This is a genomic window from Rhizobium sp. NFR03, assembly GCF_900111275.1.
Lineage (GTDB): Bacteria > Pseudomonadota > Alphaproteobacteria > Rhizobiales > Rhizobiaceae > Ferranicluibacter.
Map to the genome: position 1 here is coordinate 1 of NZ_FOGR01000014.1, position 23,709 is coordinate 23,709.

The 23,709-nt window shown below is 58.4% G+C and carries 25 protein-coding genes; 10 read left to right on the forward strand and 15 right to left on the reverse strand.

Annotation, left to right across the window (positions count from 1 at the left end):
- Positions 1-191, reverse strand: a 191-nt coding sequence (locus BSG19_RS23930) for a helix-turn-helix domain-containing protein (RefSeq protein WP_139274820.1), incomplete at its 3' end; no start/stop codon positions are given.
- A 473-nt stretch (positions 192-664) separates the two neighbouring features.
- Here BSG19_RS23930 and BSG19_RS23935 point away from each other — a divergent pair.
- Positions 665-1,603: a LysR family transcriptional regulator gene (locus BSG19_RS23935; RefSeq protein WP_092990524.1), complete on the forward strand. Its 939-nt coding sequence runs from the start codon at positions 665-667 to the stop codon at positions 1,601-1,603.
- Between the two features lie 20 nt (positions 1,604-1,623).
- On the opposite strand, the gene BSG19_RS23940 is transcribed toward BSG19_RS23935, so the two are convergent.
- The gene (locus BSG19_RS23940) at positions 1,624-1,971 is read right to left on the reverse strand and encodes a LysR substrate-binding domain-containing protein (protein ID WP_092990525.1); all 348 of its coding nucleotides are present in this window, start codon (positions 1,969-1,971) and stop codon (positions 1,624-1,626) included.
- A 334-nt stretch (positions 1,972-2,305) separates the two neighbouring features.
- Between BSG19_RS23940 and BSG19_RS23950 the strand changes: the two genes are divergently transcribed.
- The 5 genes from BSG19_RS23950 (at position 2,306) to BSG19_RS23970 (ending at position 6,994) form a co-directional block, all read left to right on the forward strand.
- Positions 2,306-3,247, forward strand: a complete 942-nt coding sequence (locus BSG19_RS23950; RefSeq protein ID WP_092990527.1) for an MBL fold metallo-hydrolase — start codon at positions 2,306-2,308, stop codon at positions 3,245-3,247.
- Positions 3,244-4,227 (forward strand): alpha/beta hydrolase, encoded by a 984-nt coding sequence (locus tag BSG19_RS23955; protein ID WP_092990528.1) that lies wholly within the window; start codon positions 3,244-3,246, stop codon positions 4,225-4,227. Before BSG19_RS23950 ends, BSG19_RS23955 begins: the two co-directional genes overlap by 4 nt.
- An 11-nt stretch (positions 4,228-4,238) precedes the next feature.
- Complete coding sequence (locus BSG19_RS23960) at positions 4,239-5,129, forward strand: EamA family transporter (protein ID WP_092990529.1); 891 nt, start codon at positions 4,239-4,241, stop codon at positions 5,127-5,129.
- Between the two features lie 163 nt (positions 5,130-5,292).
- Positions 5,293-5,742, forward strand: coding sequence for a MarR family winged helix-turn-helix transcriptional regulator (locus BSG19_RS23965; RefSeq protein ID WP_092990530.1), 450 nt, complete (start codon positions 5,293-5,295; stop codon positions 5,740-5,742).
- A gap of 52 nt (positions 5,743-5,794) precedes the next feature.
- Positions 5,795-6,994 carry an FAD-dependent monooxygenase gene (locus tag BSG19_RS23970; protein WP_092990531.1) on the forward strand — a complete coding sequence of 400 codons (1,200 nt, stop codon included), beginning with the start codon at positions 5,795-5,797 and terminating at the stop codon, positions 6,992-6,994.
- Positions 6,995-7,132: 138 nt separating this feature from the next.
- Here BSG19_RS23970 and BSG19_RS23975 read toward each other — a convergent pair whose 3' ends face one another.
- Entirely contained in the window at positions 7,133-7,873 is a 741-nt protein-coding gene (locus BSG19_RS23975; protein WP_092990532.1) for an SDR family oxidoreductase, read from the reverse strand.
- A 135-nt stretch (positions 7,874-8,008) separates the two neighbouring features.
- On the opposite strand from BSG19_RS23975, the gene BSG19_RS23980 reads away from it, so the two are divergent.
- A complete protein-coding gene (locus BSG19_RS23980; protein WP_170866094.1) occupies positions 8,009-8,926 on the forward strand; it encodes an AraC family transcriptional regulator in 918 nt (305 codons plus the stop codon).
- 323 nt (positions 8,927-9,249) lie between these two features.
- Here BSG19_RS23980 and trbI read toward each other — a convergent pair whose 3' ends face one another.
- The 12 genes from trbI to BSG19_RS24040 are packed head-to-tail and all read right to left on the reverse strand — an operon-like array spanning position 9,250 to position 19,578.
- Positions 9,250-10,572 (reverse strand): IncP-type conjugal transfer protein TrbI, encoded by a 1,323-nt coding sequence (gene trbI, locus BSG19_RS23985; RefSeq protein ID WP_092990534.1) that lies wholly within the window; start codon positions 10,570-10,572, stop codon positions 9,250-9,252.
- A gap of 11 nt (positions 10,573-10,583) precedes the next feature.
- On the reverse strand, positions 10,584-11,060 hold the full coding sequence (gene trbH, locus BSG19_RS23990) for a conjugal transfer protein TrbH (protein WP_092990535.1): 477 nt from the start codon (positions 11,058-11,060) through the stop codon (positions 10,584-10,586).
- A complete protein-coding gene (trbG, locus tag BSG19_RS23995) occupies positions 11,060-11,911 on the reverse strand; it encodes a P-type conjugative transfer protein TrbG (RefSeq protein WP_092990536.1) in 852 nt (283 codons plus the stop codon). Before trbG ends, trbH begins: the two co-directional genes overlap by 1 nt.
- Positions 11,912-11,927: 16 nt before the next feature.
- Complete coding sequence (locus BSG19_RS24000) at positions 11,928-12,605, reverse strand: conjugal transfer protein TrbF (RefSeq protein ID WP_092990537.1); 678 nt, start codon at positions 12,603-12,605, stop codon at positions 11,928-11,930.
- Between the two features lie 17 nt (positions 12,606-12,622).
- Positions 12,623-13,810, reverse strand: coding sequence for a P-type conjugative transfer protein TrbL (gene trbL, locus BSG19_RS24005; RefSeq protein WP_092990538.1), 1,188 nt, complete (start codon positions 13,808-13,810; stop codon positions 12,623-12,625).
- Positions 13,804-14,031 carry an entry exclusion protein TrbK gene (gene trbK / locus BSG19_RS24010; protein ID WP_092990539.1) on the reverse strand — a complete coding sequence of 76 codons (228 nt, stop codon included), beginning with the start codon at positions 14,029-14,031 and terminating at the stop codon, positions 13,804-13,806. The genes trbL and trbK overlap by 7 nt, the downstream gene beginning before the upstream one ends.
- The gene (gene trbJ / locus BSG19_RS24015; protein ID WP_092990540.1) at positions 14,028-14,837 is read right to left on the reverse strand and encodes a P-type conjugative transfer protein TrbJ; all 810 of its coding nucleotides are present in this window, start codon (positions 14,835-14,837) and stop codon (positions 14,028-14,030) included. Before trbJ ends, trbK begins: the two co-directional genes overlap by 4 nt.
- Positions 14,809-17,277 carry a conjugal transfer protein TrbE gene (locus BSG19_RS24020; protein WP_092990541.1) on the reverse strand — a complete coding sequence of 823 codons (2,469 nt, stop codon included), beginning with the start codon at positions 17,275-17,277 and terminating at the stop codon, positions 14,809-14,811. Before BSG19_RS24020 ends, trbJ begins: the two co-directional genes overlap by 29 nt.
- Before the next feature lie 11 nt (positions 17,278-17,288).
- The gene (locus BSG19_RS24025) at positions 17,289-17,588 is read right to left on the reverse strand and encodes a conjugal transfer protein TrbD (protein WP_092990542.1); all 300 of its coding nucleotides are present in this window, start codon (positions 17,586-17,588) and stop codon (positions 17,289-17,291) included.
- Positions 17,581-17,985: a conjugal transfer pilin TrbC gene (gene trbC, locus BSG19_RS24030; protein ID WP_092990543.1), complete on the reverse strand. Its 405-nt coding sequence runs from the start codon at positions 17,983-17,985 to the stop codon at positions 17,581-17,583. Before trbC ends, BSG19_RS24025 begins: the two co-directional genes overlap by 8 nt.
- Entirely contained in the window at positions 17,975-18,946 is a 972-nt protein-coding gene (gene trbB / locus BSG19_RS24035; protein WP_092990544.1) for a P-type conjugative transfer ATPase TrbB, read from the reverse strand. The genes trbC and trbB overlap by 11 nt, the downstream gene beginning before the upstream one ends.
- Positions 18,943-19,578 (reverse strand): acyl-homoserine-lactone synthase, encoded by a 636-nt coding sequence (locus BSG19_RS24040; RefSeq protein WP_092990545.1) that lies wholly within the window; start codon positions 19,576-19,578, stop codon positions 18,943-18,945. The genes trbB and BSG19_RS24040 overlap by 4 nt, the downstream gene beginning before the upstream one ends.
- 377 nt (positions 19,579-19,955) lie before the next feature.
- Here BSG19_RS24040 and repA point away from each other — a divergent pair, with 377 nt between their 5' ends.
- The 3 genes from repA to repC all read left to right on the forward strand — a co-directional run bounded on the left by repA (position 19,956) and on the right by repC (position 23,626).
- Positions 19,956-21,146 carry a plasmid partitioning protein RepA gene (repA, locus tag BSG19_RS24045; RefSeq protein ID WP_092990546.1) on the forward strand — a complete coding sequence of 397 codons (1,191 nt, stop codon included), beginning with the start codon at positions 19,956-19,958 and terminating at the stop codon, positions 21,144-21,146.
- An 84-nt stretch (positions 21,147-21,230) separates the two neighbouring features.
- Positions 21,231-22,226: a plasmid partitioning protein RepB gene (gene repB / locus BSG19_RS24050; protein ID WP_092990547.1), complete on the forward strand. Its 996-nt coding sequence runs from the start codon at positions 21,231-21,233 to the stop codon at positions 22,224-22,226.
- A gap of 155 nt (positions 22,227-22,381) precedes the next feature.
- On the forward strand, positions 22,382-23,626 hold the full coding sequence (repC, locus tag BSG19_RS24055) for a plasmid replication protein RepC (protein ID WP_092990548.1): 1,245 nt from the start codon (positions 22,382-22,384) through the stop codon (positions 23,624-23,626).
- Positions 23,627-23,709 lie beyond the last annotated feature (83 nt).

Consider the following 23,709-nt stretch of genomic DNA (forward strand, 5'->3'; position numbering starts at 1 on the left):
CGAGATCGCTTCTTTGAAACAAGACCAGCTGCACCATAAAGGTCATAGGCCTGCAAAAGCCGATGGACCTGACTTCGACTGAGATCAAGCTGCTCGGCAGCCTGGACGACGCTCAGGCGGTCGTCACGGATCTTCTGAATGACTTCGAGGCGATGCAATTCTTTCTGCGACATGGTGATCAAACAGGACATGACGACTCCAACCGCTCATGGTCTCGACCAAGCTCGAAGTCGTCATCCTTGCTCCCGACGTTGGCTTTGACCAGTGCATCAAGAGGCGAGGCTGTCGCATCTCTAACTGGCCCGACTGTCGCATTACTAAATAGCCGCTACAACTCTAGGATGCATAACCTTTATTATGGAACATGGTGGCATTCGCGATCTTAAAGACACCAAACTAAAAAGCTTTTTGGCTCGCGACCCGTAGCAACGCGAGCCTCAACCGGAACTTAGATGAGCCTGAAGACCGTTGAGATCCTCTGTCGTCGCCGACGGTTCAGATAACTTTGGGGGCCGTCGCGAAGTGGCTGTTCCGTGACCTTTTGTTGCACGTCGCCGATTTGATGGACTCGCCTTGATGAGTCATGATGACCTTGTTTTGATGGAAACTCGGCTGCCGCAAGAGTCCTAGACTTTAAGAACAAGGCAGGCTAATAATCAAATCGATGAACGATATAGTCGCCATTGATCATTTCAATTTGTGGTCTTTCGACCTTAATCTTCTTGTCGTTTTTGACGCTCTGATGCGCGACAGGAGCGTGACGCAAGCTGCTGGGCGACTAAAGATCCAACAGCCTGCAATGAGCCACAATCTATCAACTCTAAGAGCATTATTTCAGGATGAGCTGTTTGTCCGAGTAGGTCAGGTGATGCAGCCCACACCGAGGGCGCATGCTCTCGCCCCGACCATCCAGCAAATTCTTGCGCAGGCGCACAATGCACTGATTATCTCGGAAAGCTTCGATCCGTCGAAGGAGTCGCGGATATTTCGCATTGGGTTTTCGAGTGAGCTCGAGGTAATCTTGATGCCAGAGCTCACTGCTAAGTTACGGAAGGAAGCACCGGGGGTTAAACTACTTGCTCGCGCAGTTTCTCCCGAGCAGGTCCATCGTTTGCTGGACGAGGGCGTCGTTGATCTCGGCGTCGGCTGCTACGGGAAAGGAAACAGTCGCCACCGTCACCGAAAGTTGTTCGAACAATCATTGACGTGTTGCTACAATGAAAATCTCCTTCCAATTCGGGGCCCAATCAGCCGAGATGCGTATCTGAGAGCCGAACACGTTATGGTGTCGCAAAAAGATGCCATTGAAGGATGCTTAGACGAGGCCCTTGATAAAATCGGCGTTCGGTTGAACGTAGCGATGGCAGCGCCCGAGTTTCTCACCGTTCTGTCTACTGCAAAAGTCGCGCCGCTTCTTGCTACGCTACCGACACGAATTGTCAAACGGTACGCCTCATTGTTCGGATTAGCCGAGAGCCCTGTGCCGCTTGAACTTACGGTAAGTCCTATCGCTATGGTATGGTCAGCCCACCTAGATCGTGAGCCTGCCACAGAATGGATTCGTTCGCAGGTAGCAGGTCTGGTTCAGGCGGTGATAGAATAGACTTCGCAAAAATGCTCGGATCATACAAAAAGCTGAAGATCCAGTGCGATCTTCGACGGGCCGTCCGCGACATGGGAAGCGCTCAGGTGGTGCGATCGCGTGAGCGGTGGTTTGATCGGAAGCTGGTCCGGGGGCCAGACGCAGCGTAGTTCCTGCTGATATATGATCCGGATGAGAAGCCGGTTGCCACGAGGGTTGAAGCAGCCGAGCGCCAGGTCTAGCCGTCCCTCATCTAGGGCGTTCTCAACGTCGCGTGGATCGGCCAAATGACCGACCACTCGCACGCCCGGTGCTTCGGATCGAAGCACAGCAATCAGTTGTGGCATCAGCGTCAGCTCCAAGTCACTTGCAAAGCCGAGCCGGAACATGCGTTTCTCAATCGCACGTTCAGCTTGGGCGACCCATTCGTGAAGCGGAAGCGAATGGGGTGTGGGCTCACGCTATGGCCAACGAGCACCAGCAGTTCGTCTCGCAGAAGAACGCTTAGCGTCGCCAGTAAATGGCCCCATGGAGGGCTGGCCTACCTCACGCGCTTCGCCGCCTTGGTGACCGACCGCTCGCATATGAGCGCGTCGAACGCCATTGAAATAGTTATAAAAATCAGCGTAAATCGAAGCTGTCGATAGGCTACATTGTTTCCATCGATTTGATTGATGAATGTTATTCGGCGTACCTTCGCCAAGGTAACAGCAAGGAGCCGCAATGCGACATTTTCAGGTGGGTGACGCCAGAATCACCCGTATAAGCGAACTCGATCTCACCGGTGTTGACCCAGCCTTTCTCTACCCCGGTGTCGATCCCGAACAGGTTCGTATCGGCGCAAGGCCTTTTTCGGCCGGCTCCTTTGACCCAGCCACAGGCACGCTGCGGCAGAGCATCCACACTTGGCTTGTCGAGATCGGTGGGCTGACGGTCCTAATTGATACGGCGACGGGCAACGACAAGCAGCGCCCCACGATACCCCCGCTCCACCTGTTGAACGAGCCCTACCTTGAGCGGCTGGCGCAGGCCGGTATCCAGCCGGACGATGTGAATGCCGTGCTAATGACTCACATTCACGTCGATCACGTTGGTTGGAACACACGCCTCCAGGACGGCGCTTGGGTCCCGACCTTCCCCCATGCCCGCTACCTTGCTTCCGGCGTGGAACTGGACTACGGCGCGGCCGTGGATGCGGACGACGAAGCCAAGGTGAACGCCTTGCAGCAAGTCGCTGATTTGGGCCGCATGAGCCATCTTCCGGCCGCTGGCATTTATACCGACAGCATCGCGCCGTTGTCCTCGGTCGGTTTGCTCGAGCGTGTCAAGGTGGGCGATGGCGAGGTGTTGCCGGGCTTCAGCTACCATGCCCTGCCCGGGCACAGCATCGACCACGCCGCGATCTTGCTAAACTCGAAAGGACACCACGCACTGTTCTGGGGTGATGTCCTCCACCACCCTGTCCAGGTGAAGGCCACTGAATGGAACTCCATCTACTGCGAGTTCCCGGACGCTGCGGTGACGGCCCGGCGGAAGGCGTTGGCCTGGGCTGCTGACACCGGCGCTACAGTGTTCACGACGCATTTCGCGGAGAGTTCGGCGGGCCGCGTGACGCGCGACGGTGACGCCTTTGTTTGGACCTTTGTCGAAGGAGATGTCGCATGAGCCAGCAGCCGCAGACGGCACACCACGTTGGTGTCACAAGAACCGATACGCTGATTCCCGGCAAGACCGATGGGATCGAGCTGTTCCTGCGCAACAAGGCACCGGCCAACCGCGACGTGATCGGTTCCATTCTTCTCGTGCACGGGGCCACGTTTCCCTCCGTCAGCCTGTTCGACGTAGACGTCGGCGGCCAATCGCTGATGGACGCCCTGGCGTTGGCGGGGATCGACGCCTGGGCGCTCGACGTGCGGGGTTATGGCGGCTCGACCCGGCCACAGCGGATGGCTGAAGATCCCGGCACTGAGGAGCCCCTGGTGCGAGCGGTTGAGGCCGTTGACGATGTCGCAACGGCCCTCGACCATATCCGAACCAACCACGGACCTGTCCGTCTCGGGTTGTTCGGCATGTCGTGGGGTGCGTCCATTGCCGGACTTTACGCGAGCCGCCAGGCTCCGCTTGATGCGCTGGTGCTGGCCGCTCCGCTCTGGCTGTCGGCGACACCGCTGCGCTTCGATTCCGGTGCCCCGATCGCTACGCATCGCAATGTCGAGGTGGCCGCCTATCGGCAGGCGTGGCTTGCCCCCGTTCCCGAGGATCGTCGCGCCACGTTCCTGCCGGACGGATGGTTCGACCGGTGGGAGGCGGTAACGGAGGCGACCGACCCGCAGGCACCTCACGGGTTCATTCGCGCGCCCAGCGGCGCAGTAGCTGACGTGCGTGAACATTGGACCGCCGGAAAGCCCCTCTACGATCCGTCCACAATCACCGCGCCGACGCTGATCCTGCGCGGGACCCTGGACGTGGACGTGCGCCGGGACATGGCGCTCGACCTGTTCGACCGTCTGACGGGCACCAGCGAGCGCGTCTATAACGAGATCGCGGACAGCACGCACATGCTTCTGATGGAGCCCACACGCCAGCTCGCGTTCAAGCAGATCGTCGGCTTCCTTACCAAGGTGTTCACCGAGCCATCACTTTAGACGGTGCGGTAATGTTACCACGCGCTCAACTAAGCGGGCGGGCAGCGATCCTGCTGTCCGCCGTCCTGCAAGCCTTTGGTCAGGTGGCCTACAGCACGTTCCTAGCTGCCATTCCTTCACCGGCATTCGTTGCCTATTGCTTCCTCGCCGCAGCCATCCTGTTTCTCGCGCTTTCGGGACGGGGCGTACGTCTTGCAGCATGGAAGCCGCTTCTGGTGCTCAACATTGGCACGGTTTTAACCTTCGTGCCGTTCTTTTACGCCTTGCAGCTCATAGAGTCGGCGGCAGCCAGCGCGATCAACGTCGGCGTGGGGCCGCTTGCTGCAACGCTGATCGGCACTGCTATGACCGGATCAGTTCCCAGCTTTCGCCGACTTGCGGTTTGCCTCGGCGTCCTTGTGGGTGGAACGGTGCTAGCGGTTGCCGCGACGCATAGTGGTCCCCTGACCGAGGCAGCAGTCGCTTTGCGTTGGTTGGGGGTGCTGGCGAGCGTCGTGACGGGGTGCGGCGTGGTGATCGTCACCCTGTCGTCCAGGACGCTACTCGATCGCGGTTGGAGGTCCGGCACGGTCCTGGCGCATCGGTTCTATCTAATCGTACCCCTTTCCCTGGCGATGGCTCACGGGACTTATGATCTGGCGACCGTTCATTGGAGTTGGACAATTATTTTAGTCGGCGTCGCTATCGCCGCTTTGGGCGTGATCCTGCCTCTCTACCTTAACCAAATCGGCATCAAGCGCACCGACACGCACACAGTCACCGTTCTATTCGCCATGATACCTGTCTTCGCCTTCGCCATACAAAGCGCGTTGCCCTACAATTCCGTACATTGGCAAACAGCACTTGGCATCGGGATCATCTCTCTTGCGGTGATGGCCGATCTGTCCAAGAGACGCTGTTGAGAACGACGTTCGTGTCTCTCTGACGAATTCGCAACCGTTTTGAATATGAAGCAGTTATCGCAATGGCAAAGTAGCCGTCGCGCCCTATCCGAGCCGGTTTGAAGGACGGGCCTTCCTGAGAAGTGCGCTGGCTACCGGCTCGTTTTTGGCATAGTAGAGTTTTATGCCAAAACACGAGCACCAAATTCATCCGGAGGCGGCAGTTGCACCGGGCTATCTAGCAAATCATGCCGCTCGGGTCTTCAACCGGTTGGTGGATGCGGATCTTCGACCGCACGGGCTCTCGCTTTCGCTCATTGGTCCTATCATGCTTTTGTCGTGGAAGGGACCAATGTTGCAGCGCGATCTGGTGCGGTCATCGGCGGTTAAACAACCCGCGATGGTCGCACTTCTCGATAAATTAGAAGCCATGAACATGGTTCAGCGCTCGCCTTCAGTGACCGATGGAAGAGCCGCTATGGTGGAACTGACACGTGAGGGCCACGACGCCGCTGCGCGTGGACGCGATGCGCTTCTTGCCGCCAATGCGAAAGGAACCGCAGGCTTTTCGTCGCAAGAAGCAGCGATGATGGTCCAGCTATTTCAGCGACTAATTGAAAATTTCGAGCGCTGACACGGAACAAATACATCACGTCTGATGTTTCTGGGGCAAAGGAGATCTATCCATGTCCCGACGTATTCTTATCTCCGGCGCCAGCGTCGCCGGTAACGCTGCTGCTTGGTGGCTCGGCCGCTACGGCCATGACGTAACGGTCATTGAAAGTGCCGCCGAATTTCGAGACGGTGGGCAAAACATCGATGTGCGCGGCGTCGGCCGAGACGTTTTGAAGCGAATGGGTCTGGACAGTGAGGCGCTTGAACGCGGGACCGGCGAGGAAGGGACCGCTTGGGTAAACTCCGACAACAGCATCGCCGCCGAATTTGCCAATAAGGAACTGGAAAGTGATGGGCCAACGGCAGAGCTGGAGATCCTGCGCGGGGATCTTGCAAAGCTGCTGTACGAGTCCGCCAGCGCACATGTCAAATATCGTTTTGGCATGACAATCGAGAATGTCGAGGATGGTGCTGACAGTGCTGCGGTGACGTTTTCCAACGGTGAGACTGAATCTTTCGATCTGGTGGTCATCGCTGAGGGTGTCGGGTCTGCAACCCGCGAACTGGTGTTCAAAGGAGAAAACGATCCTCGCTGGATGGACCTTACGATTGCCTATTTCACTATCCCGCGTTCGCCGCAGGATGATCGGCTATGGCGTTGGTACAATGCACCAGGTGGTCGTAGCATTTCGCTTCGACCCGACACACACGGCACCACCCGTGCAAACTTTGCCATTCAAGAAGTCGCCAATGGCGAGCAGAAATGGGATCAAGCACGACAGAAGGCCTATATGCGTAACCGCTTTTTGGACGCAGGCTGGCAAGCCGACCGCATCATCGCCGGGATGGAAGAGACAGAAGACTTCTATTTCGACGTACTACGGCAAGTTCGAATGAAAAGCTGGTCGAAAGGACGTGTTGTCCTTACCGGCGACGCTGCTTGGTGCGCCACCCCGCTGGCAGGCATTGGTGCGACACTGTCTCTGACAGGCGCATGCGTGCTGGCCGGTGAACTAGAACTCAATCGCGATACGGCAGAGGCGCTCTCTTCCTATGAACAGGCGTTAAGGCCCATGATTGAAGATGGTCAAGGCGTTCCCAAGATTGGAACACGTCTGATGCATCCCCGCAGCCGTCTCGGAATCCATCTGCTTCACAGCACGCTCAACGTCGCCAGCAAGCCGACCATTCGCGACTTCTTCGCATCGAAGTTCCTTTCCAACCAGCCGAAGTCGCCTGACCTTGCAAGCTATCCGATGCCAGCGAATTGACGTGGAAGACATGGCTTGGATTCCATCTGGCCGTCGGCGGCTGCATTGTTTTGAGCAGGGTAAAGCGTCCGCTGGCCGCTAGCTATTGCCCAGACCGAACGACCGTTGAGAATGTCATCAATCGGGCCTGCAACCTTCCTACCATCGGTGGCGCACCAGCGTGGATGAGGTGCCATCGTGGAAAAAACCGCCCGTCGGGCCGAGAGCATCTAACGTAGCGAGCTGAACTGCAATCGCCGCCGCCTGAGCCGGTGTCCGCTCACCCATGTGTCCCGTGAGATCGGTGGCTGTCAGCCCCGGATCGGCAGCATTCACCTTGATGCCCTCGTTCATGAGATCCTTCGCAAACTTCAGCATGAACATATTGAGCGCTGCCTTAGACGCGCAGTAGCCCGCAAACCCGACCGTCCAGTTCTCACTGGTCATGTCGGCAGTCCCATCGATTGAGCCCAGGCCACTCGACATCATAACGATACGCGCACTTTGAGCTTTGCGCAAAAGCGGCAAGAACGCTTGTGTGATACGCACAGGACCGAGCGCGTTAACGTCTAGCATAGCGCGCATCTGTTCAATCGGCTCCTCGCTTGCCGGTGGCGGATAACCAAAGTGCATACCGGCGTTGTTCACAAGAACGTCGAGAGATGCAACCGTTCTTCCAATTTTCTCAGCCGCAGCTCGAACGCTCTCGTCATCCACAACATCCAACACGATGGATTGTGCGTCATGACCAAGATCACGCAGCATCTGCGCAGCCAATTCGCCGCGCTTCTCATCGCGGCATCCAAGCCATACTGAAAATCCTCTTTCTGCGAGTTGCCGCGCGATGGCGAAACCGATGCCTTTATTGGCACCTGTGATAAGGGCTGTCTGCCGAGCCATGTCTCTCGTCTCCTACATTTCAGCATGCATCTGCATTCTAGAATGTGCTGGAAATTGCCCAGCGGCTTCAGCGATCCTGCCAGAGACTTGCCTGATCCTTCCATTTCGTTATCAATACATTTGAGGGAGGTAACGATGATAAGCGAACAGATGACTGCCGATGCAAGGAGTATCGCGAACCTGAATTGCGTCTGCTTATCCACGCAAAGCGCCATTCCAGGTTTAACAATCTACAGCGGATGCCAGCCGGCTGGCTTAGTGCCGGCGCTTTTCGAACCGCGTTTCTATCTGCTCCTTCAAGGCGCAAAACGTATGGTCATCGCGAGGCAGGACATTGTCATACGCCCAGGGGACTATGCAATGTCATCGCTCGGCCTTCCATTCCAAACGGAGGTGATCGAGGCCTCGCTGGAGAAACCCTACCTGGGTGTCGCGTTCACTCTGGATCAGGCGATGGTCGCCGAAATCCTGCTTGCCTGTCCGAATTTCTACGATGTTGACGGTTCGGCTTTCTCATCTGGTCGAGCTGACCGTGACGTTGTCGATCCAGTTGCTCGCTTGCTTGCCCTCTCGCGCTCACCCTCCGACATCGAGGTTATGGCCCCTTTGCTGGGCCGTGAACTTGTCTATCGTCTGGCAAAGGGACCTATGAGATCTACGCTGCATATGGCAGCGAAAGGCCACAGGCGCTTTGACCAGGTCCGAGCCGCAGCAGAATGGATCCGCAACCATTGCTACGAACCGATGCGTGTCAGCGATCTGGCGTCACGGGTTGGGATGAGTGTGACATCGCTTCACAGAAATTTTCGATCGATTACTGGGAAAAGCCCCTTGGCCTACCAACGCCATATCCGACTTCTCGCCGCTCGCGAGCGTGTTGTCACGCAAGGCGACACGATCACAACGATTGCGTTTGACAGCGGCTATGCCAGCGCCTCGCAGTTCAGTCGAGAGTATAAGCAGATGTTTGGCGTTACGCCCCGGCACGATAGCACGAGACACGATCGATCCCGGAGAGCGGAATGGTGTAGTCGCGAAACAGAGGATTCGTAACCATTTCACTAATAGGAGCTTCGTCGACGTTTGCGCCGATAAAGGGTTCGACGCGATCGAGTTTGACAACCTCGACTCTTATCCGCTCACGCGGCCATATCGATCAAGCAGATGCATCATGCGTCGTGAAGCTATTGGTTGACGGTGCGATCGTGTCCCACGACGTGGTGTAGCTTAGACGACCACGGTTCATCCCAGAGGGCCGGATGAGTGTCAGCTTGCTACTGCAGCGGACAATCAGATCATCTACACCTTCGCCAGAAAAATACAGGCAACAATTGGAAGGCGGTAAGTCGAATATTTTCCTATCGACGCGATTGCGGTCAGTTTCGATACTGACCCGGGAAAATAATGTCCTGATCGACAAGGACATTGAACCTGTAGCCCGGGCGAATTTCGAGGGTTGGCTGAACATCCATATTCCGCTGGATAGTCCGGTCGGCAACCCGCCCAAACGTCTCTGCGAAATTCCGCCGCGTCGCATCCGAGGCCGTGTCCTGGGTCGCAAGCGTCGAGCTTTCCGGGACGGCCATGTCGATCCCTGTTCCGATCAGGGCAATCAGCACGGCCGAGCCGAACGTTTTCAAATAATGGTTGTTCACCTTGTCGTCGAAACCGCCATACCCTTGCGCGTCCGTCCCCGACATTCCGCCGATTTGCAGTGTAGATCCATCAGGGAAAATGATGTCGGTCCACACGACGAGAACGCGTTTCTGTCCGAAGGACACCTTGCTGTCATAGCGACCGAACAGTTTCGTACCTTGCGGGATCAGCAGACGATGCCCGGTGGCGCTGTCGTAAACGCTCTGGCTCACCTGGGCGGTGATCCGGCCCGGAAGATCGGAATTGATGCCCGTGATCAGAGTTGCCGGAATCACCGAACCGCGCTTCAGTTCGAAGGGCGATTGTTGAGGCACGACACGGTTCGGCAGGTAGCCAAGCTCTTTCAGATCGGCGTTAAAAAAGTCCTCCTTGGCGCCTTGGGTATTGGGATCAACGTTTTGACCACTGAGCCCGGCGCGCAACGCGACCGCATAGAGATCGGGACCACTTGCCGTGTTCGCTGAAGTCGTTGCGGCTCTTGCCGCCGTGTCTGCGGTCGCATCATGCGTTTCAGCACGCCCGTCCAATTTGCCGCGATCGATGGCAAGCGGCGCATCATAGGCAGCGTTGTTTGCCTGCAGGCGGGCCATCCGCTGGCGCTGCTGCTCACGGAGAAGCTGTTCCTGTTGTTCTCGCTGAAGACGAGCCCGCCAGACCGCTTCCGCTTCGAGGTCCTGACCGCGCTGCTGCACCTCGCGTTGCCCCGGCTGCGGCGTGAAGGGATTGTTCGTCTTTTCTTCTACCTGCTTGGTCTCGACCGGCGTCGGTTGGAAGGTGGTCTGCTGCTGCGGTTCGCCGATAATACCGTCGGTAACGCCCCGTTTGATCTGGTCGGCATAGGTTGAGGCCGGATTGCCCGAACTTGTTTCCGGGCCGGTGTCCTTGCCGAAGTACAGTCCGCGGGATGCAAGCCCGTAGAAGATGACGCCAAGGAACGCGAGCGCCAAGACGATAATGACGATAATCGGCAGGCGGTTGATCCGCTTGATGCCGGATTGCGCCTGGCTATTCTGCGCGCCGCCAAGATTGAGGGATTGCACCATTGGATCCTCCCTTATCCGCGCCGCATGAGCGACAGGGCGCTTGCTGGCGTCGCGCCGTTGGCTGTGACCGTGTATGCACGTCCGAGTTCAACGCTGTTTGTCGAAAGACACGCCAGCACCTGACCATCTATGGCCAGGATCACATAGGCCAGCGGGATGACGGTTGCGCCGCTATCGATCTTCTGATCGGTGACGACGGCATAACCCCATCCCTTCAGCGCCGCTTCCATCGCCTGTCCGAAGGGCGAAGTATCCGTCTTGAGCGCAACGGTCGCCTTTCCCGGCCTAATCTGTTCGGCAAGGCGGCTCACCATATCGCCGGCGATTGCGCTGGCCGCAGGACCGGAGATTTCCGGCGGCGCGCTGCTGGCCACGACACTGTCAGTCCCTATCGACTGGCACCCGGAAAGAAGGGCGGCTAGGGCGCAGGCTGCGGCAAAATTGCGGAGGCGTTGCAAGGCGCGCGAATGGGAGAGAGGGATGTTCATTACCGCCCTCCCCGCTTGATGGTGATCTTTTCCTGTTTCCAGCCGACCCCCGACACGAGCACCGCGCGATCGACATGGTAATCGACGACCATCACGTCGCCCTTCATCCGGTAGTTGACGATCCGGTTTTGCCCACCGGATGTGACGAATAGAACCGGAGCGTCCTGACCGGAGATGGAGCGCGGAAACTGGATGTAAGTCTTGAGCCCATCGGAATAGACCCGTGTCGGCCGCCAGCCGGCGTTGCCCGAGACGGAATAGGAAAAGTTCAGCTGCTCGGCGGGGACGCCTGCGCCTGGGATGGTGGTCGCCTCGATCCGGGCATTGACGTCGGCAAGCTTTGCCGAGACATCCTCCGCATATTCGAAACCGACACGAGCCATATATTGAGTCGAATGCGATTTGAGCTGGATGTGGTAGGTGCGCCGCGACGTCGTCACCACCATCGAGGTCACAAGACCTGGCTCCGACGGCTTGACGATCAGATGGATCGCTTGACCGCCAGCAGCCCCTGAAGTCGCCGGCTCGACCTTCCAGCGTACGGTGTCACCGACCAGCACGTCTCTGACCACCTCGCCGCCTTGCAGTTCGATATCGCAAACCTGCAGCGGCGAGCAGACGACGGATGGCTGCACCTCGCCGTAAAGGAAGATCACCTTGCCGTCGGCGCCCTTGGTGACCAGACCGCGCGAGCCGCGCCACTGTGTGGAAATCCCCATGCCTTTTGCTTCGTTGGCGGTGACGCCATCGGCAGCAAAAGCATGGACAGGAACGACCAGTGAATACGCCAACGTCGCCGAGGCGAGAGCGCTTGTCAGCGTGGCCCGTGTTCTTTTGCGTGGGATGATCATGTTCGGGCCATGCCTTTCAAAGCTGTGCAGTCCACTCGAAGTCGCGGAGATAGAGGCCGATGGGGTTCAGGCGGATGACGCCCTCGTCCTGTGGTGGGGTGAGTGTCACCGTGGCAATTCCGCGGAAGCGGCGGACGGCGGTTTCCTTGCCGCGCCGGTCGCGCTCGAATTCGGTCCAGTCCACCTGGTAGCTCTGGTTCGACAGCGCGACGATGTTGTTTACCTCGATGGCCACCGTCGAATTCTTCGCTTTCTCGAACGGTGAGTTGGAGCGAAACCAGGCATTGACCTTTTCGGTCGCCGGATCGGATGTCCTGAGCAGCCCATAGGTTCGGTCGATATACTGCTTCTGCACGACCGCATCCGGCGTCACACTGCGAAAGTTCGAGACGAAGCTGCCGAGGGTCGCACGCACCACACGAGGATCGGCATACTCGATCTGCTGCGGGAAGCCGGCATTGACTGATGTGCCGAGCTTGTCGACCTCGACGATATAGGGAACGAGCTTGACCTGCGCGCTTTGATACAGCGCGTAGCCAAAGCCGATCACGGCCATGGTCATGCCGGCAATGCCGACGATACGCCAAGCGGCAGCGGATCTGACGTAGGAGCCATAACGCTCGTTCCATTCGTTGCGGGCGGCGATATACGGATTGGCAAGATCGGGATTATCGAGCGGATTGTGTCCGGCCATGGCTGATCGGCCTCCAGTTATTTGGTCTCGTTAAGTGGCGGTGGTGGAGGCGATGCGGTCCGACCCGATTGCTGGTCGAGTTTGGCATTGGCAAGCCCCAGCAGCGATCCGGCATAGGCGCCGGGTGATCCGACTGCCTTGTCCTTCGCGGCTGAGCCGACAGCGCCCGCAGCACCACCGATGCCGGCCTCCATGCCGCGCATGGCGGCACTGCCAAGGGATGCTCCGCCTGCCCTTGCCGCGCCTGCTGCCTGAAAACCTCGGCTTGCTGCTGCCGTCGCCAGAAAGCCTGCGCCGGCCGCAAAGGATGCGGCCTGTCCACCGTGACGGATCGATTCCATACCGCCGGAAACGGAGGCACCCTGGACCACGCCTTGAAGGATCGGCGGTACATACATGGCGATGACGAAGACCACGACCGATATGCCGGCGATCGCGAGCGTCGTGATGAACTGCTCCGAGGATGCGGTTGGTGCCTCGGCCAGGCCCAGCAGGATGTCGGAGCCGATCTTGGCGATCATCACCAGCGCCATCAGCTTCAAGCCGACCGAGAAAGCGTAGACCAGATATTTGATGGCGAAATCCTTGGTGTAGGACGTGCCGCCCAACCCGAGCATGATCATGCCCGCGAGGAGGCCGACATACATCTCCACCATGACCGAGACGAAGATGGCGGCAACGAGCGAGAAGCAGACGACGACCACGACCATGGCGAAGACGGCGGCGATCGCTAGGGAGTTATCCTCGAAGAGGCCAAACTTCGCCTGTTCCGACATCTTGGTCGCGACACGAATGCCGGCGTCAAAAATATTGGCCGGCGAGGCCGAGCCACCGCCGGCGCCGATTTGGTAGAGGCTATCGACCACGGCTTTTGCAAATGCGGGGCCCTCATTGAGAATGAAGGCGAACAATCCGATAAACATGATGCGTTTCACCAACTCGGCAAACCAGCTGTCGAGCGAGGCAGCATTGATCGCCAACCATACAGCGGCGATGCCGACCTCGATGCCGGCGAGGATCCAGAACAAAGACCGCGCCGCATTCATGACCGTCGTTTCCCAGCCCTTGGCCGCCGCTACGACGGAGTTCTCCAGCGTGGTCAGCACTTGACCCTGCTGCGCCAGAGCCGACGTGCTCGCGATCAGGACCATGCCGATCGCGACTAAGGCAAGGTTGGGCTTTTGGAAACGAGGAACGATCACCATCTCGGCTCCATCTCCTGGCCGCCGCGAATGTCGCGCTCGGCATTTCCACCAAAGAACTTTTCCCGGTGAGCACGGCGGTCGTCGTCGGATGCAGCTTGCGGTGACGCTTCGCCCGCTCCGGACAGGTGTGCCGCAGACGGCTGGAACGCCCACCTGGCGACGACGACGCCGGACGCGATGATCCCCACGACGGCAAGGATAATGACAAGGCGCGGGCTCACCAGCGGGGCTCCATCGTCTGCCCGCCGCGGATGTCATGCTCGCTTCCGCTGAAGAACTGTTCCCGGCGCGCCTGGGCGAGATCCTTTTGCGCCTGTTCAGACTGGAACCAGGTGCCCATCATCGTCATCTGTTGGGAGACGAGGCCCCGCAGCTTTTGCATCTGCGCGACTTGCTGGGCGGCGATCTGGTGTCCGACCTGCAGCGCCTTCATCTGCCCGTCGGCCGATTCCGACATGGAGCGTAGCGACGACATCGTGCTCTCCTCGCTCGAGAACTGGTCGGCCGTCAGGTTTGCGGCCTTCAGGGAACCGGCGATCGTGTCGCGGTTGGTGTCGGACCAGTTCTGATAGGTGGACGAGAAGCCCGCACCGTCGGGCAGGTTGCTTTTCATCTCGGCAAAGCTCTGGAAACGCTGATTGAGCACGTCGTCGATATTGCCCATTGAGAAGGCGACGCCTTGGCCTTGCGCCACGACGTTCTGAAGGGTCTTGAGGTCGCTCTCGACCTGGCCCCAGATGTGGTTTGGCAATTGCGCCGTGTTCTGCAGCATGTTGTTGTAGATGTTGATCTGGTTCTGGATCTGCTCGGCAAGCTGCGAGATCTGGGTAATCTGGTTGTTGACCTGCTCGGCCGACTTGCCGACCAGCGAGATCAGTTCGGTATTGTTGGCGATCTGGGTCCATTCGGTCGCCTGGCCCGTCACGCCGCCGGCCTGAACTGAAGCCGGAAACACGACGGGGAGAATGATGGCCGCTATGGCAGTTGCGCGCGCGATGCTATTCGGCCGGGAAAAGTGTCTCGGCATGGGCGATCCCCCTTTGCTGGAGCCAAGGACGAGGCCATGCGGCCCCGTGTTCGGAATGAAGGGTTCGAATGCGCTTGAGGTCTTCCTTGCCGGTCGCCCCGAAAAACGAGAGCGCGACCGGACCAAGCGCCATGTTGAAGAGCCTTCGGCCCTCCGGTGAGACGACGTAATATTCGCGCTTGGGAATGGCGGTTGCGACGATCTCGATCTGCCGCTCGTTGAAGCCGATGCGCTCATAGAACTCGCGCGTGCGCGGTTCGCGTGCCGCCCCGTTCGGCAGGCAGATTTTCGTCGGGCAGCTTTCCTTCAGGACATCCATGATGCCGGAGCGCTCCGCATCCGAGATTGACTGGGTGGCGAGCACAACAGCACAGTTGGCCTTTCTCAGCACCTTCAGCCATTCGCGGATCTTGTCGCGAAACACTGGATGACCGAGCATCAGCCAGGCCTCGTCGAGGATGATTAGGCTAGGCGCGCCGGTCAGGCGTTTCTCGATGCGACGAAACAGGTAGGTGAGAACGGGGACGAGATTGCGCTCGCCCATGTTCATCAGTTCCTCGATCTCGAAGCACTGGAACGCGCCAAGCGCCAGACTGTCCTCTTCGGCGTCGAGCAACTGGCCCATCGGGCCGTCGACGGTGTAGTGGTGCAGCGCGTCCTTGATCTCGCGCATCTGCACGCCCGAAACGAAGTCCGACAGCGAGCGACCGCGGGATTCTGACATCAGCGCCAGCTGCCTGGAGATAGCGTTGCGATAGTCCGGAGTGATGGTCACACCTTGCAGCGCCACCAGCATCTCGATCCACTCGGAGGCCCAGGCGCGGTCGCCATCAGTCGACAGTTCAGCGAGCGGGCAAAATGCAAGCGCCTTCACCTCACCACCAGGCGACGGGCCGATATCGCCGCCGATCTGGTAGTGATCGCCGTTGAGACCGAGCGTCAGCGGCAGCATCGAGCCGCCCTTGTCGAAGGCGAACACCTGCGCGCCTGCATATCGGCGGAATTGCGCGGCAATCAGAGCCAGCAGCGTCGACTTGCCCGATCCGGTTGGGCCGAAAATCAGAGTATGTCCAACATCATCGACATGCAGGTTCAGTCGAAACGGCGTCGAACCGGATGCCACCTGCATCAAGGGCGGCGAGGCCGGCGGATAAAATGGGCAAGGCGCGGTCGGACTTCCGGACCAGACGGAGTTCAGCGGGATAAGATCGGCGAGATTGCGAGTGTTGATCAGCGGCTCGCGGATATTGGCGTAGGAAACTCCAGGCAGGCTGCCGAGGAAAGCGTCCGTGGCATTCAACGTCTCGATGCGTGCGCCAAAACCTTCGGCCTGGATCAGGCGGCGGATCGCTTCGCATTTTTCCTGGAGCTGGATCGCATCTGCTTCGAAGATGACGATGACCGGCGTGTAATAGCCATAGGCGACGAGCTGCGACGACGCTTCGGCGATGGCGTGCTCTGTCTCCGCCACCATCAGCATGGCGTCCTGATCGACCGCGCGGCTCTGGGTTTGGAAAAGCTGATCGAAGAACGGCCGCACCTTCTGCTGCCACTTCTTGCGGGTGCGTTCGAGCCTTGCCCGTGCTTCCTCAGTATCGAGAAAGACGAAGCGGGACGACCAGCGATACGTGAGCGGCATCCGGTCGAGCGTGTTGAGAATGCCCGGCCAGCTTTCCGCCGGCAGGCCGTCGATTGCCACCACACCGAGAAAGCGGTTCTCGACCATTGGGGTCAAGCCATGCTGCAACTCGGCCGTCACCAGCCAGTCGAGATACATCGGGATGTCTGGCAGGCGAACCGGATGGTTCTCTCCGGTCACGCAGAAGCGAATGAACTGGAACAGCTCGTCGTAGCGCCCGACGCGGTAGCCGCCGCGCTCCGAGGTTTCCCGCGTCATCATCCGACGGATCGACAAGACATTGGCGAGATACTGCTCGACCTCCCGGATCGAGGTCAGGAAACTCTCGAGTGCCTTGTCGGCATAGGAGGCCGAGCGGCTCGCCGCGTCGGAATAGATATACCGCGTCAGGCCGGAGCGCCTCGGCTCCGGCGGCCGCCAGGTCAGGATCAGAGCATGCCGGCTCTCGAAATGCCCCCTTTCCGTCTGAAAGTGCGCCCGCCGCTCGTCGTCGATGGCGCGCGTGACCGGATCAGGAAAGTGGGATTCAGCCTCTGTGGGATAATCGCCAGTCGGCACTCGCACCGCCTCGACCTGGATCATCCATCCCGAGCCCAGCCGCGACAGGATGGCATTGATCTGTCGCGATACCTCGTTGCGCTCGGCGTCGGTCGAGCTCTCGCTATCCGGCCCGGCAAAATACCAGCCGGCCATCAGGGAGCCGTCTTTCAGCAGAATGACCCCATTATCGACGAGTCCCGCATAAGGCACCAGATCGGCGAATGACGGTCCGGAATGGCGGAATGATTTGAGGGCGACCATCTCCAATCACCTCAGAACTTGCGCCACGGCGACGACGTCGCGCGGTAAAAGTTCTTGTAGGAAATATGCCGGAGATAGACTCGGCGCATCAGTGGATCGGATTTGGCCATCATGCGCAGCGCCGCGACGGCTACCAGCCAGACCGCGATGCCGAACAGTGCCGCATACCAGGTCAGGACGACGAAGATCAGTATGATAGCGGCAAGCGCCGTCAGCAGCACAAGCTCGCGGTCGGCGCCCATCAACAGGTTCGGACGCGATAACGCCCTGTGTACACGCGAGCGTGCCAGAGAAGAGCCGGCCTCAGCCATGAGCCCCCTCCCCCACTGTGGGCGGCGTCGCCTTCGGTTCGGGAGTACCTTGCTCGGCCTGTGCGTGGCCCTCGCCGATCGAGGCTCCGGTCGCACCGAAGAGAGCGACGATCTGGGTGGCTCCAAGCAGCACACCGCCCACCAGCGCGACATAGCAAAGCCGTCTCGCAAAATCATTCAGCTCGCCTCCGAAGATCAGCATGGCGCCGGCGATCGCGACCGCGGCCAGTGCGATGAACCCTGCGACTGGCCCCGTGATTGATTGCTGGATCTGTTGCAGCGGCGATTCCCAGGGAAGACCGCCGCCGCCCGAGGATGCGAGTGCAGAATCCGTAAAGCCGATAGAAATGGCAACAAGCGTCGCGCCGGTGAGAAGAATGGAGAGTTTACGCGACATGGCTGTCCTCATCGATTCGAGCATAATGTTCGGTCTGGTAGCGGCCGTTGCGGTATCCTCCGAGGTGGATCACCTCACGGACCCGCCTCCCCTTCCCCGTTCGCTCGATAGAGACGACGAGATCGACGGCTTCGCCGATCACCTCCTGCATCGGCTGCTGGCTGGCTTCCGCCGTCAGTTGCTCGAGCCGGCGCAAGGCTGACGTCGCCGTGTTGGAATGGATCGTGGTGACGCCGCCGGGGTGGCCGGTGTTCCAGGCCTTGAGCAGTGTTAGCGCCGCGCCGTCGCGGACCTCGCCTAGAATGATGCGGTCGGGACGCAAGCGCATCGTGCTTTTCAGCAGACGAGCCATGTCGATGGTGTCGCTGGTGTGCAGCGACACGGCATTCTCGGCCGCGCATTGGATCTCTGCCGTGTCTTCGAGGATAACCATTCGGTCGTCCGGGGCCGCCGCCACGATCTCGGCGATGATGGCATTGGCGAGTGTGGTCTTGCCCGACCCCGTGCCCCCTGAGATGACGATGTTCATCCGCGCATCGATCGCGCTTCGAATGGCGGACGCTTGTGCTTGCGTCATCACCTTCGACTTCACATACTCTGTCAGTGGAATGAGACGCGAGGCACGACGGCGAATGGTGAATGCCGGTCCGGAGACCACCGGCGGCAACAGCCCCTCGAAGCGGTGTCCACCAATCGGCAGTTCGCCAGAGATGATTGGCCGCTCGTCGTCGGCCTCCGACTGCAGCGCATGCGCAACGCTGCCGATGACAACTTCGGCTGCAGCAGAGCTCATCGCGCCAGCCGGTGCCACGCCGTGCCCAAGCCGCTCGATGAAAATGCGGCCGTCGGGGTTGAGCATGATCTCGACGACGGTGGCGTCATCGAGGGCAGTGCACAGTTGGTCGCCGAGTGCGTCCTGCAGTTTGCGGACGAGGCGAGGATGCGAGCGGGATTGGGTCACGCAGCGCTCCTGAGCAATGACCCATCGATCTGCGGGGTCGAATGGTAACCGTGTGGGCAAACCTGCTCAAAGCTGCCACGGTCGGCCGGCAGGCTTCCGGCGATAGCGATGGTGTTACCGATTGGAGCCGGTTCGCCGAGACGCTGCATCGGCCATCCCGCTCGCTTCAGGATGCGCTCGAAGCGGAGATCGGTGGCCGTGACGATCTCGCTGTAGCCGTTCGCCATCGACCATTCGATGATACCGGCGAACAAGGTGAGCGTCGCAAGATGCAGTTGGCTAGCCTTCCTCTGCGAGACAAGTGAGGTATCGACGCAGAAGCGCGAACTCTCGACCATCCCCGCGTGGGGGCGAAGCGAACCTGCATCGAGAAGCTGGGGGAAGGTCTGCTCCAGCATTGTGGGACCCGAAGCTGGAAGGAGACGAACGCAACCTGCGACCTTCCCACCGTCGGCAATTGCCAGAAGATAAGTCGGTCTGCACTCATCGTACTGGTCACGCTCTTCTCCCGCGGCGATGGAGACGTCCCAGGCGAGACGTCCGCCGAATACCGCCGCGCGAAGACGGTGCATTTGTCTCAGGAAGTCGCGATGGCGCTCGTATTTTTCGGGCGCGATGGTCAATATCCGCATGATGATCTCCGCTTGAACAAGGTCATGCGGACAGAAATCATCTCCTTCAGCGTGTGCCTATGTGCAGATCTGCACCTCAGGTGATTCTAGCGAGTCGCTGGTCCGGCTCTCAGAAAGTGAGCGTGTGGTGGGCCAGGCTGAGGAGATTCATGTGCAAATCTGCATTTTGCAATGACTAGGCGAAAGGGAGTAAATCTGACTAACTCACGGTAAATGATCGCAGATTCGCCTTGGGAGATGGAATCGGGAAATATCCGTTAACTCCTTGTTAACCTTAAATCCCTTGCTCAGAGTTGGGAATCGCGGGATAGTTTCGCAAATGATGGCTTTGTGGCCATTTTTTCGAAAATGAGGCCCTCCGGGATATAGTTTGCAAAATGAGCGATCCGCAGCCCAACAGATTTGATATCGAGATTGCCCAGCAGGGAGCGAAGATCTCAAATGCGTTGCATATGCTCCGCAGCCAACAATATCCCCCGGACGCCAAGAAGGGACTGCGCAAGTTCCAGCTGGGAGAAGTCGCCGACTTCATAGGGGTCACCCAGAGCCATCTGCGGCAAATCCATTTGGAGGGCAAGGGGCCGGAGGTTGAGTCCGTTGGTGGCCGACGCTACTATACAGCTGATCAGATGTTAGAGCTTCGAGACTATCTCGAATCCAACAAAAAATCGGACAAGCGATACTACGTTCCCCGGCGCCGTGAGGGCGAGCCTATGCAGGTCGTGTCGGTGGTGAATTTCAAGGGCGGAAGCGGAAAGACGACGACCGCTGCGCACCTTGCACAATATCTCGCCCTCACCGGTCATCGCGTACTGGCGGTCGATCTCGATCCACAGGCGTCACTGACGTCCCTCTTTGGAATCCAGCCCGAACTTGATGATACCGCGTCGCTGTACGAAGCGCTTCGTTTCGACGACGAGCGGAAATTCATCTCGGAGGTTATCCAGCCGACAAACATTCCCGGTCTTGATGTGGTTCCTGCAAATCTGGTCCTGCAGGAATACGAGTATGATGTGCCCTTGGCGATCTCCTCCAAGAAGGGAGAGGACGGTCGGTTATTCTACATGCGCATCTTCAATGCGCTGAAGCAGGTGGACGACAAATACGACGTGGTCGTTATCGATTGCCCGCCACAGCTGGGATACCTGACGATCACCGCGCTTATGGCTTCGACAGGCATTTTGATCACTATCCATCCCCAGATGCTGGATATCATGTCGATGAGCCAGTTCCTTATGATGTTGGGCGGCATAATGGGTCCGGTCGCCGAGGCCGGTGCCGAGATGCGCGTCGAATGGTTCCGGTATCTCGTAACTCGCTTCGAGCCGACGGACATCCCGCAGGCGCAGATGGTCGGGTTTATGCAATCGATGTTCGCCCAGCAAATGTTGCGAAATCATGTGCTCAAATCGACAGCCATTTCTGATGCTTCGATAAAGAAGCAGACTTTGTACGAGGTAGAGCGAGGCGATTTCGTCCGTTCTACCTATGACCGGGCGATGGAAAGCCTGAACGCAGCCAACGGCGAAATCATGGAACTAATCCACGGCGCATGGGGGCGAAAATGAGATACTTGTCAGCCGTTTTTTCGCGGGATTTGATAAACCATATCAATTGCTTGTCAACGTTGAGAGCGAGCGAGGAGGCCGGCTATGGCACGTGAAAATCCTTTTTCTAAACTGGACATGGCTTCCATCGCGTCTAACCAGACACCGACAAAGCCTGGCTACGGCATGACTGGGGCAGCCAAGACTGTCGTACGGTCCATCGAGGATCTCGCGGAGAACACAAAGAAGCTGATGGATGGCGAGGTGATCGTGGATCTGGATCCACGGTTAATTGACGTCTCCTTTGTCGCCGATCGCCTTTCCGACGATGGCGAGGAGTACCAAGAGCTCAAGCAGGCGATCGCATCGTCCAGCCAGACGACACCGATTCTGGTTCGACCCAGTTCGTCGGATAATCAACGCTTCATGGTCGTCTTCGGTCACCGCCGTCTCAAAGTCGCTAAGGAGCTTGGAATTCCGGTAAAGGCAGTTGTCAAGAAGCTTGATGACATCACGTCCGCAATTGCCCAGGGGCAGGAAAATTCCGCACGCTCCAACCTGTCGTTCATAGAGCGTGCATACTTCGCACAGAACCTGCTTACGTCTGGAATGACAAAGGATGTGGTTCGGTCGTCGCTCGCGATCGATGAGGCGATGCTTTCGAAAATGCTCGGTGTCGTGGAGACCGTCCCGGCGTCGATCCTCAAGGTGCTCGGGGCCTCCAAGAAGATCGGGCGCGACCGGTGGCTTAGCCTCCGTCAATTGCTTCTTGCTCCTGCCCTCCTGAAGGTTGCCATGGAGCATGTCGAAACGGCAGGCTTCGTTGAGCTAACTGAAGACAAGCGGTTCGATGAGCTCCATGACTACCTGAAGCGCTACAAGGCCAAATCGTCTGCAAGGAAGCCCAAGGCCAGTGTGTCCGGGAGGGATTGGACTTCAAGCGATACGTCACTGAATTTCGTGATGAATGCCAAATCGAAGAAGGTTGCGATCGAGCTTTCGAATGTCGAAGCGAAGCCCTTCAGCGAGTGGCTGTCAGCCCACATGGATCGTTTGTACGATGAGTACAAAGGATCGAAGCAGGAAAACAACGGAGACTAAACCGCAAAAGAAAAAGGCCCCCAAACGGTAAACCGTGGAAGCCTCTCTCGTATCTCTCGCAGGATTGAGAATCGCATTTCCCGGAATCACAGTCAAGAGTCTTGGCACCGATTTGGTGAGCGGATTTCCTTTGCCTGAAGAAAGGTGAGAGAAAAATGCAGACGGGACATGTAACGACGCCCTTTGGGCGGCGGCCGACGACGCTTGCCTTGGTGAAACGGCAATTGGCGATCGCGGCACCAGCACCAGGCACGCGTGTCGAAAAGTGGAAAGTATTTCGCGATGTGTGCGAAACGAGGGAACGCTTTGGCCTGCAAGATCGAGCGCTTGCCGTTCTCGATGCCCTTCTGACATTCTACCCTAATCCGCAGCTAGACGCCGAGAACGGGCTTGTTGTATTTCCATCCAATGCGCAGCTGTCCGTCCGCGCCCATGGGATTACAGAAAGTACACTGCGCCGCCAGCTCGGTGCGCTCGTCGATGCGGGACTTATACAGCGTCGTGATAGTCCCAACGGCAAACGTTACGCACATCGCGATCGAGCTGGTGAAATCGAACACGCTTACGGCTTCGATCTGAGCCCGCTACTTGCGCGTGCCACCGAGCTCGCCTTGCTGGCGCAGGACGTGGCCGCGGAGCGTATGCGCTTTCGCCGGGCCAAAGAAGCACTCACGATCTGCCGCCGAGATGTCCGTAAGCTGATTACAGCCGCGATTGAGGAAGGCGCTCCCGGCAATTGGGCGCATGTCGAAACGATATTTGTTGGAATTCTCGGGCGGCATCCTCGCTATGCGGACAGAAGCCAAGTCGAAGCAACACTCGATGAGATGGAGCTCTTGCGTACGGAGGTACTCAACCTTCTGGAAATGCAGGCAGAAACTAAAAATATGCATGGCAATGCCAGTCTAGATGACCGTCACATACAGAGTTCAAAAACCGAATCTATAAATGAACTTGAACCTAGCTCTGGAAAAGAGCAGGGCGAAAGGGTGTCGGAGAAACCGCATGTGAAGAGCGTGACCATTGGAGGAACAAAGGCAAAGCTCGAACAGATCAAGGCGTTCCCGCTGGGAATGGTTCTTCGAGCTTGCCCGCAGATTGCTGACTATGGGCCGGGTGGCGGCATTGCACATTGGCGGGAGCTCATGACCGCAGCTGTAGTAGTCCGCTCGATGTTAGGTGTCAGCCCGTCAGCCTATGAGGAAGCCTGCAATGCGATGGGGCCAGAAAACGCCGCAGTTGCTATGGCTTGCATTCTCGAGCGCTCGAATTTCATAACGTCCGCCGGCGGCTATCTGCGCGATCTGACCAGACGCGCCGAGCGCGGCGAGTTTTCGCTCGGGCCGATGCTAATGGCTCTCGTGAAGGCAAATGATCATGGAAGTCAAAGATCTGCGTGATGTCACAGCCGACGATGGGCAAAAAAGTCCGCCGTGGCTTCGGGCCCTTTAGGGCAGGAGATCACTTGTCAGCCGTTTTTTTT

Bases quoted from the DNA above. Each gene is read 5' to 3' on its own strand.
- BSG19_RS23935 (WP_092990524.1), top strand. From the start codon at position 665: ATGAACGATATAGTCGCCATTGATCATTTCAATTTGTGGTCTTTCGAC.
- BSG19_RS23940 (WP_092990525.1), bottom strand. From the start codon at position 1,971: ATGTTCCGGCTCGGCTTTGCAAGTGACTTGGAGCTGACGCTGATGCCA.
- BSG19_RS23950 (WP_092990527.1), top strand. From the start codon at position 2,306: ATGCGACATTTTCAGGTGGGTGACGCCAGAATCACCCGTATAAGCGAA.
- BSG19_RS23955 (WP_092990528.1), top strand. From the start codon at position 3,244: ATGAGCCAGCAGCCGCAGACGGCACACCACGTTGGTGTCACAAGAACC.
- BSG19_RS23960 (WP_092990529.1), top strand. From the start codon at position 4,239: ATGTTACCACGCGCTCAACTAAGCGGGCGGGCAGCGATCCTGCTGTCC.
- BSG19_RS23965 (WP_092990530.1), top strand. From the start codon at position 5,293: ATGCCAAAACACGAGCACCAAATTCATCCGGAGGCGGCAGTTGCACCG.
- BSG19_RS23970 (WP_092990531.1), top strand. From the start codon at position 5,795: ATGTCCCGACGTATTCTTATCTCCGGCGCCAGCGTCGCCGGTAACGCT.
- BSG19_RS23975 (WP_092990532.1), bottom strand. From the start codon at position 7,873: ATGGCTCGGCAGACAGCCCTTATCACAGGTGCCAATAAAGGCATCGGT.
- BSG19_RS23980 (WP_170866094.1), top strand. From the start codon at position 8,009: ATGATAAGCGAACAGATGACTGCCGATGCAAGGAGTATCGCGAACCTG.
- trbI (WP_092990534.1), bottom strand. From the start codon at position 10,572: ATGGTGCAATCCCTCAATCTTGGCGGCGCGCAGAATAGCCAGGCGCAA.
- trbH (WP_092990535.1), bottom strand. From the start codon at position 11,060: ATGAACATCCCTCTCTCCCATTCGCGCGCCTTGCAACGCCTCCGCAAT.
- trbG (WP_092990536.1), bottom strand. From the start codon at position 11,911: ATGATCATCCCACGCAAAAGAACACGGGCCACGCTGACAAGCGCTCTC.
- BSG19_RS24000 (WP_092990537.1), bottom strand. From the start codon at position 12,605: ATGGCCGGACACAATCCGCTCGATAATCCCGATCTTGCCAATCCGTAT.
- trbL (WP_092990538.1), bottom strand. From the start codon at position 13,810: ATGGTGATCGTTCCTCGTTTCCAAAAGCCCAACCTTGCCTTAGTCGCG.
- trbJ (WP_092990540.1), bottom strand. From the start codon at position 14,837: ATGCCGAGACACTTTTCCCGGCCGAATAGCATCGCGCGCGCAACTGCC.
- BSG19_RS24020 (WP_092990541.1), bottom strand. From the start codon at position 17,277: ATGGTCGCCCTCAAATCATTCCGCCATTCCGGACCGTCATTCGCCGAT.
- BSG19_RS24025 (WP_092990542.1), bottom strand. From the start codon at position 17,588: ATGGCTGAGGCCGGCTCTTCTCTGGCACGCTCGCGTGTACACAGGGCG.
- trbC (WP_092990543.1), bottom strand. From the start codon at position 17,985: ATGTCGCGTAAACTCTCCATTCTTCTCACCGGCGCGACGCTTGTTGCC.
- BSG19_RS24040 (WP_092990545.1), bottom strand. From the start codon at position 19,578: ATGCGGATATTGACCATCGCGCCCGAAAAATACGAGCGCCATCGCGAC.
- repA (WP_092990546.1), top strand. From the start codon at position 19,956: ATGAGCGATCCGCAGCCCAACAGATTTGATATCGAGATTGCCCAGCAG.
- repB (WP_092990547.1), top strand. From the start codon at position 21,231: ATGGCACGTGAAAATCCTTTTTCTAAACTGGACATGGCTTCCATCGCG.
- repC (WP_092990548.1), top strand. From the start codon at position 22,382: ATGCAGACGGGACATGTAACGACGCCCTTTGGGCGGCGGCCGACGACG.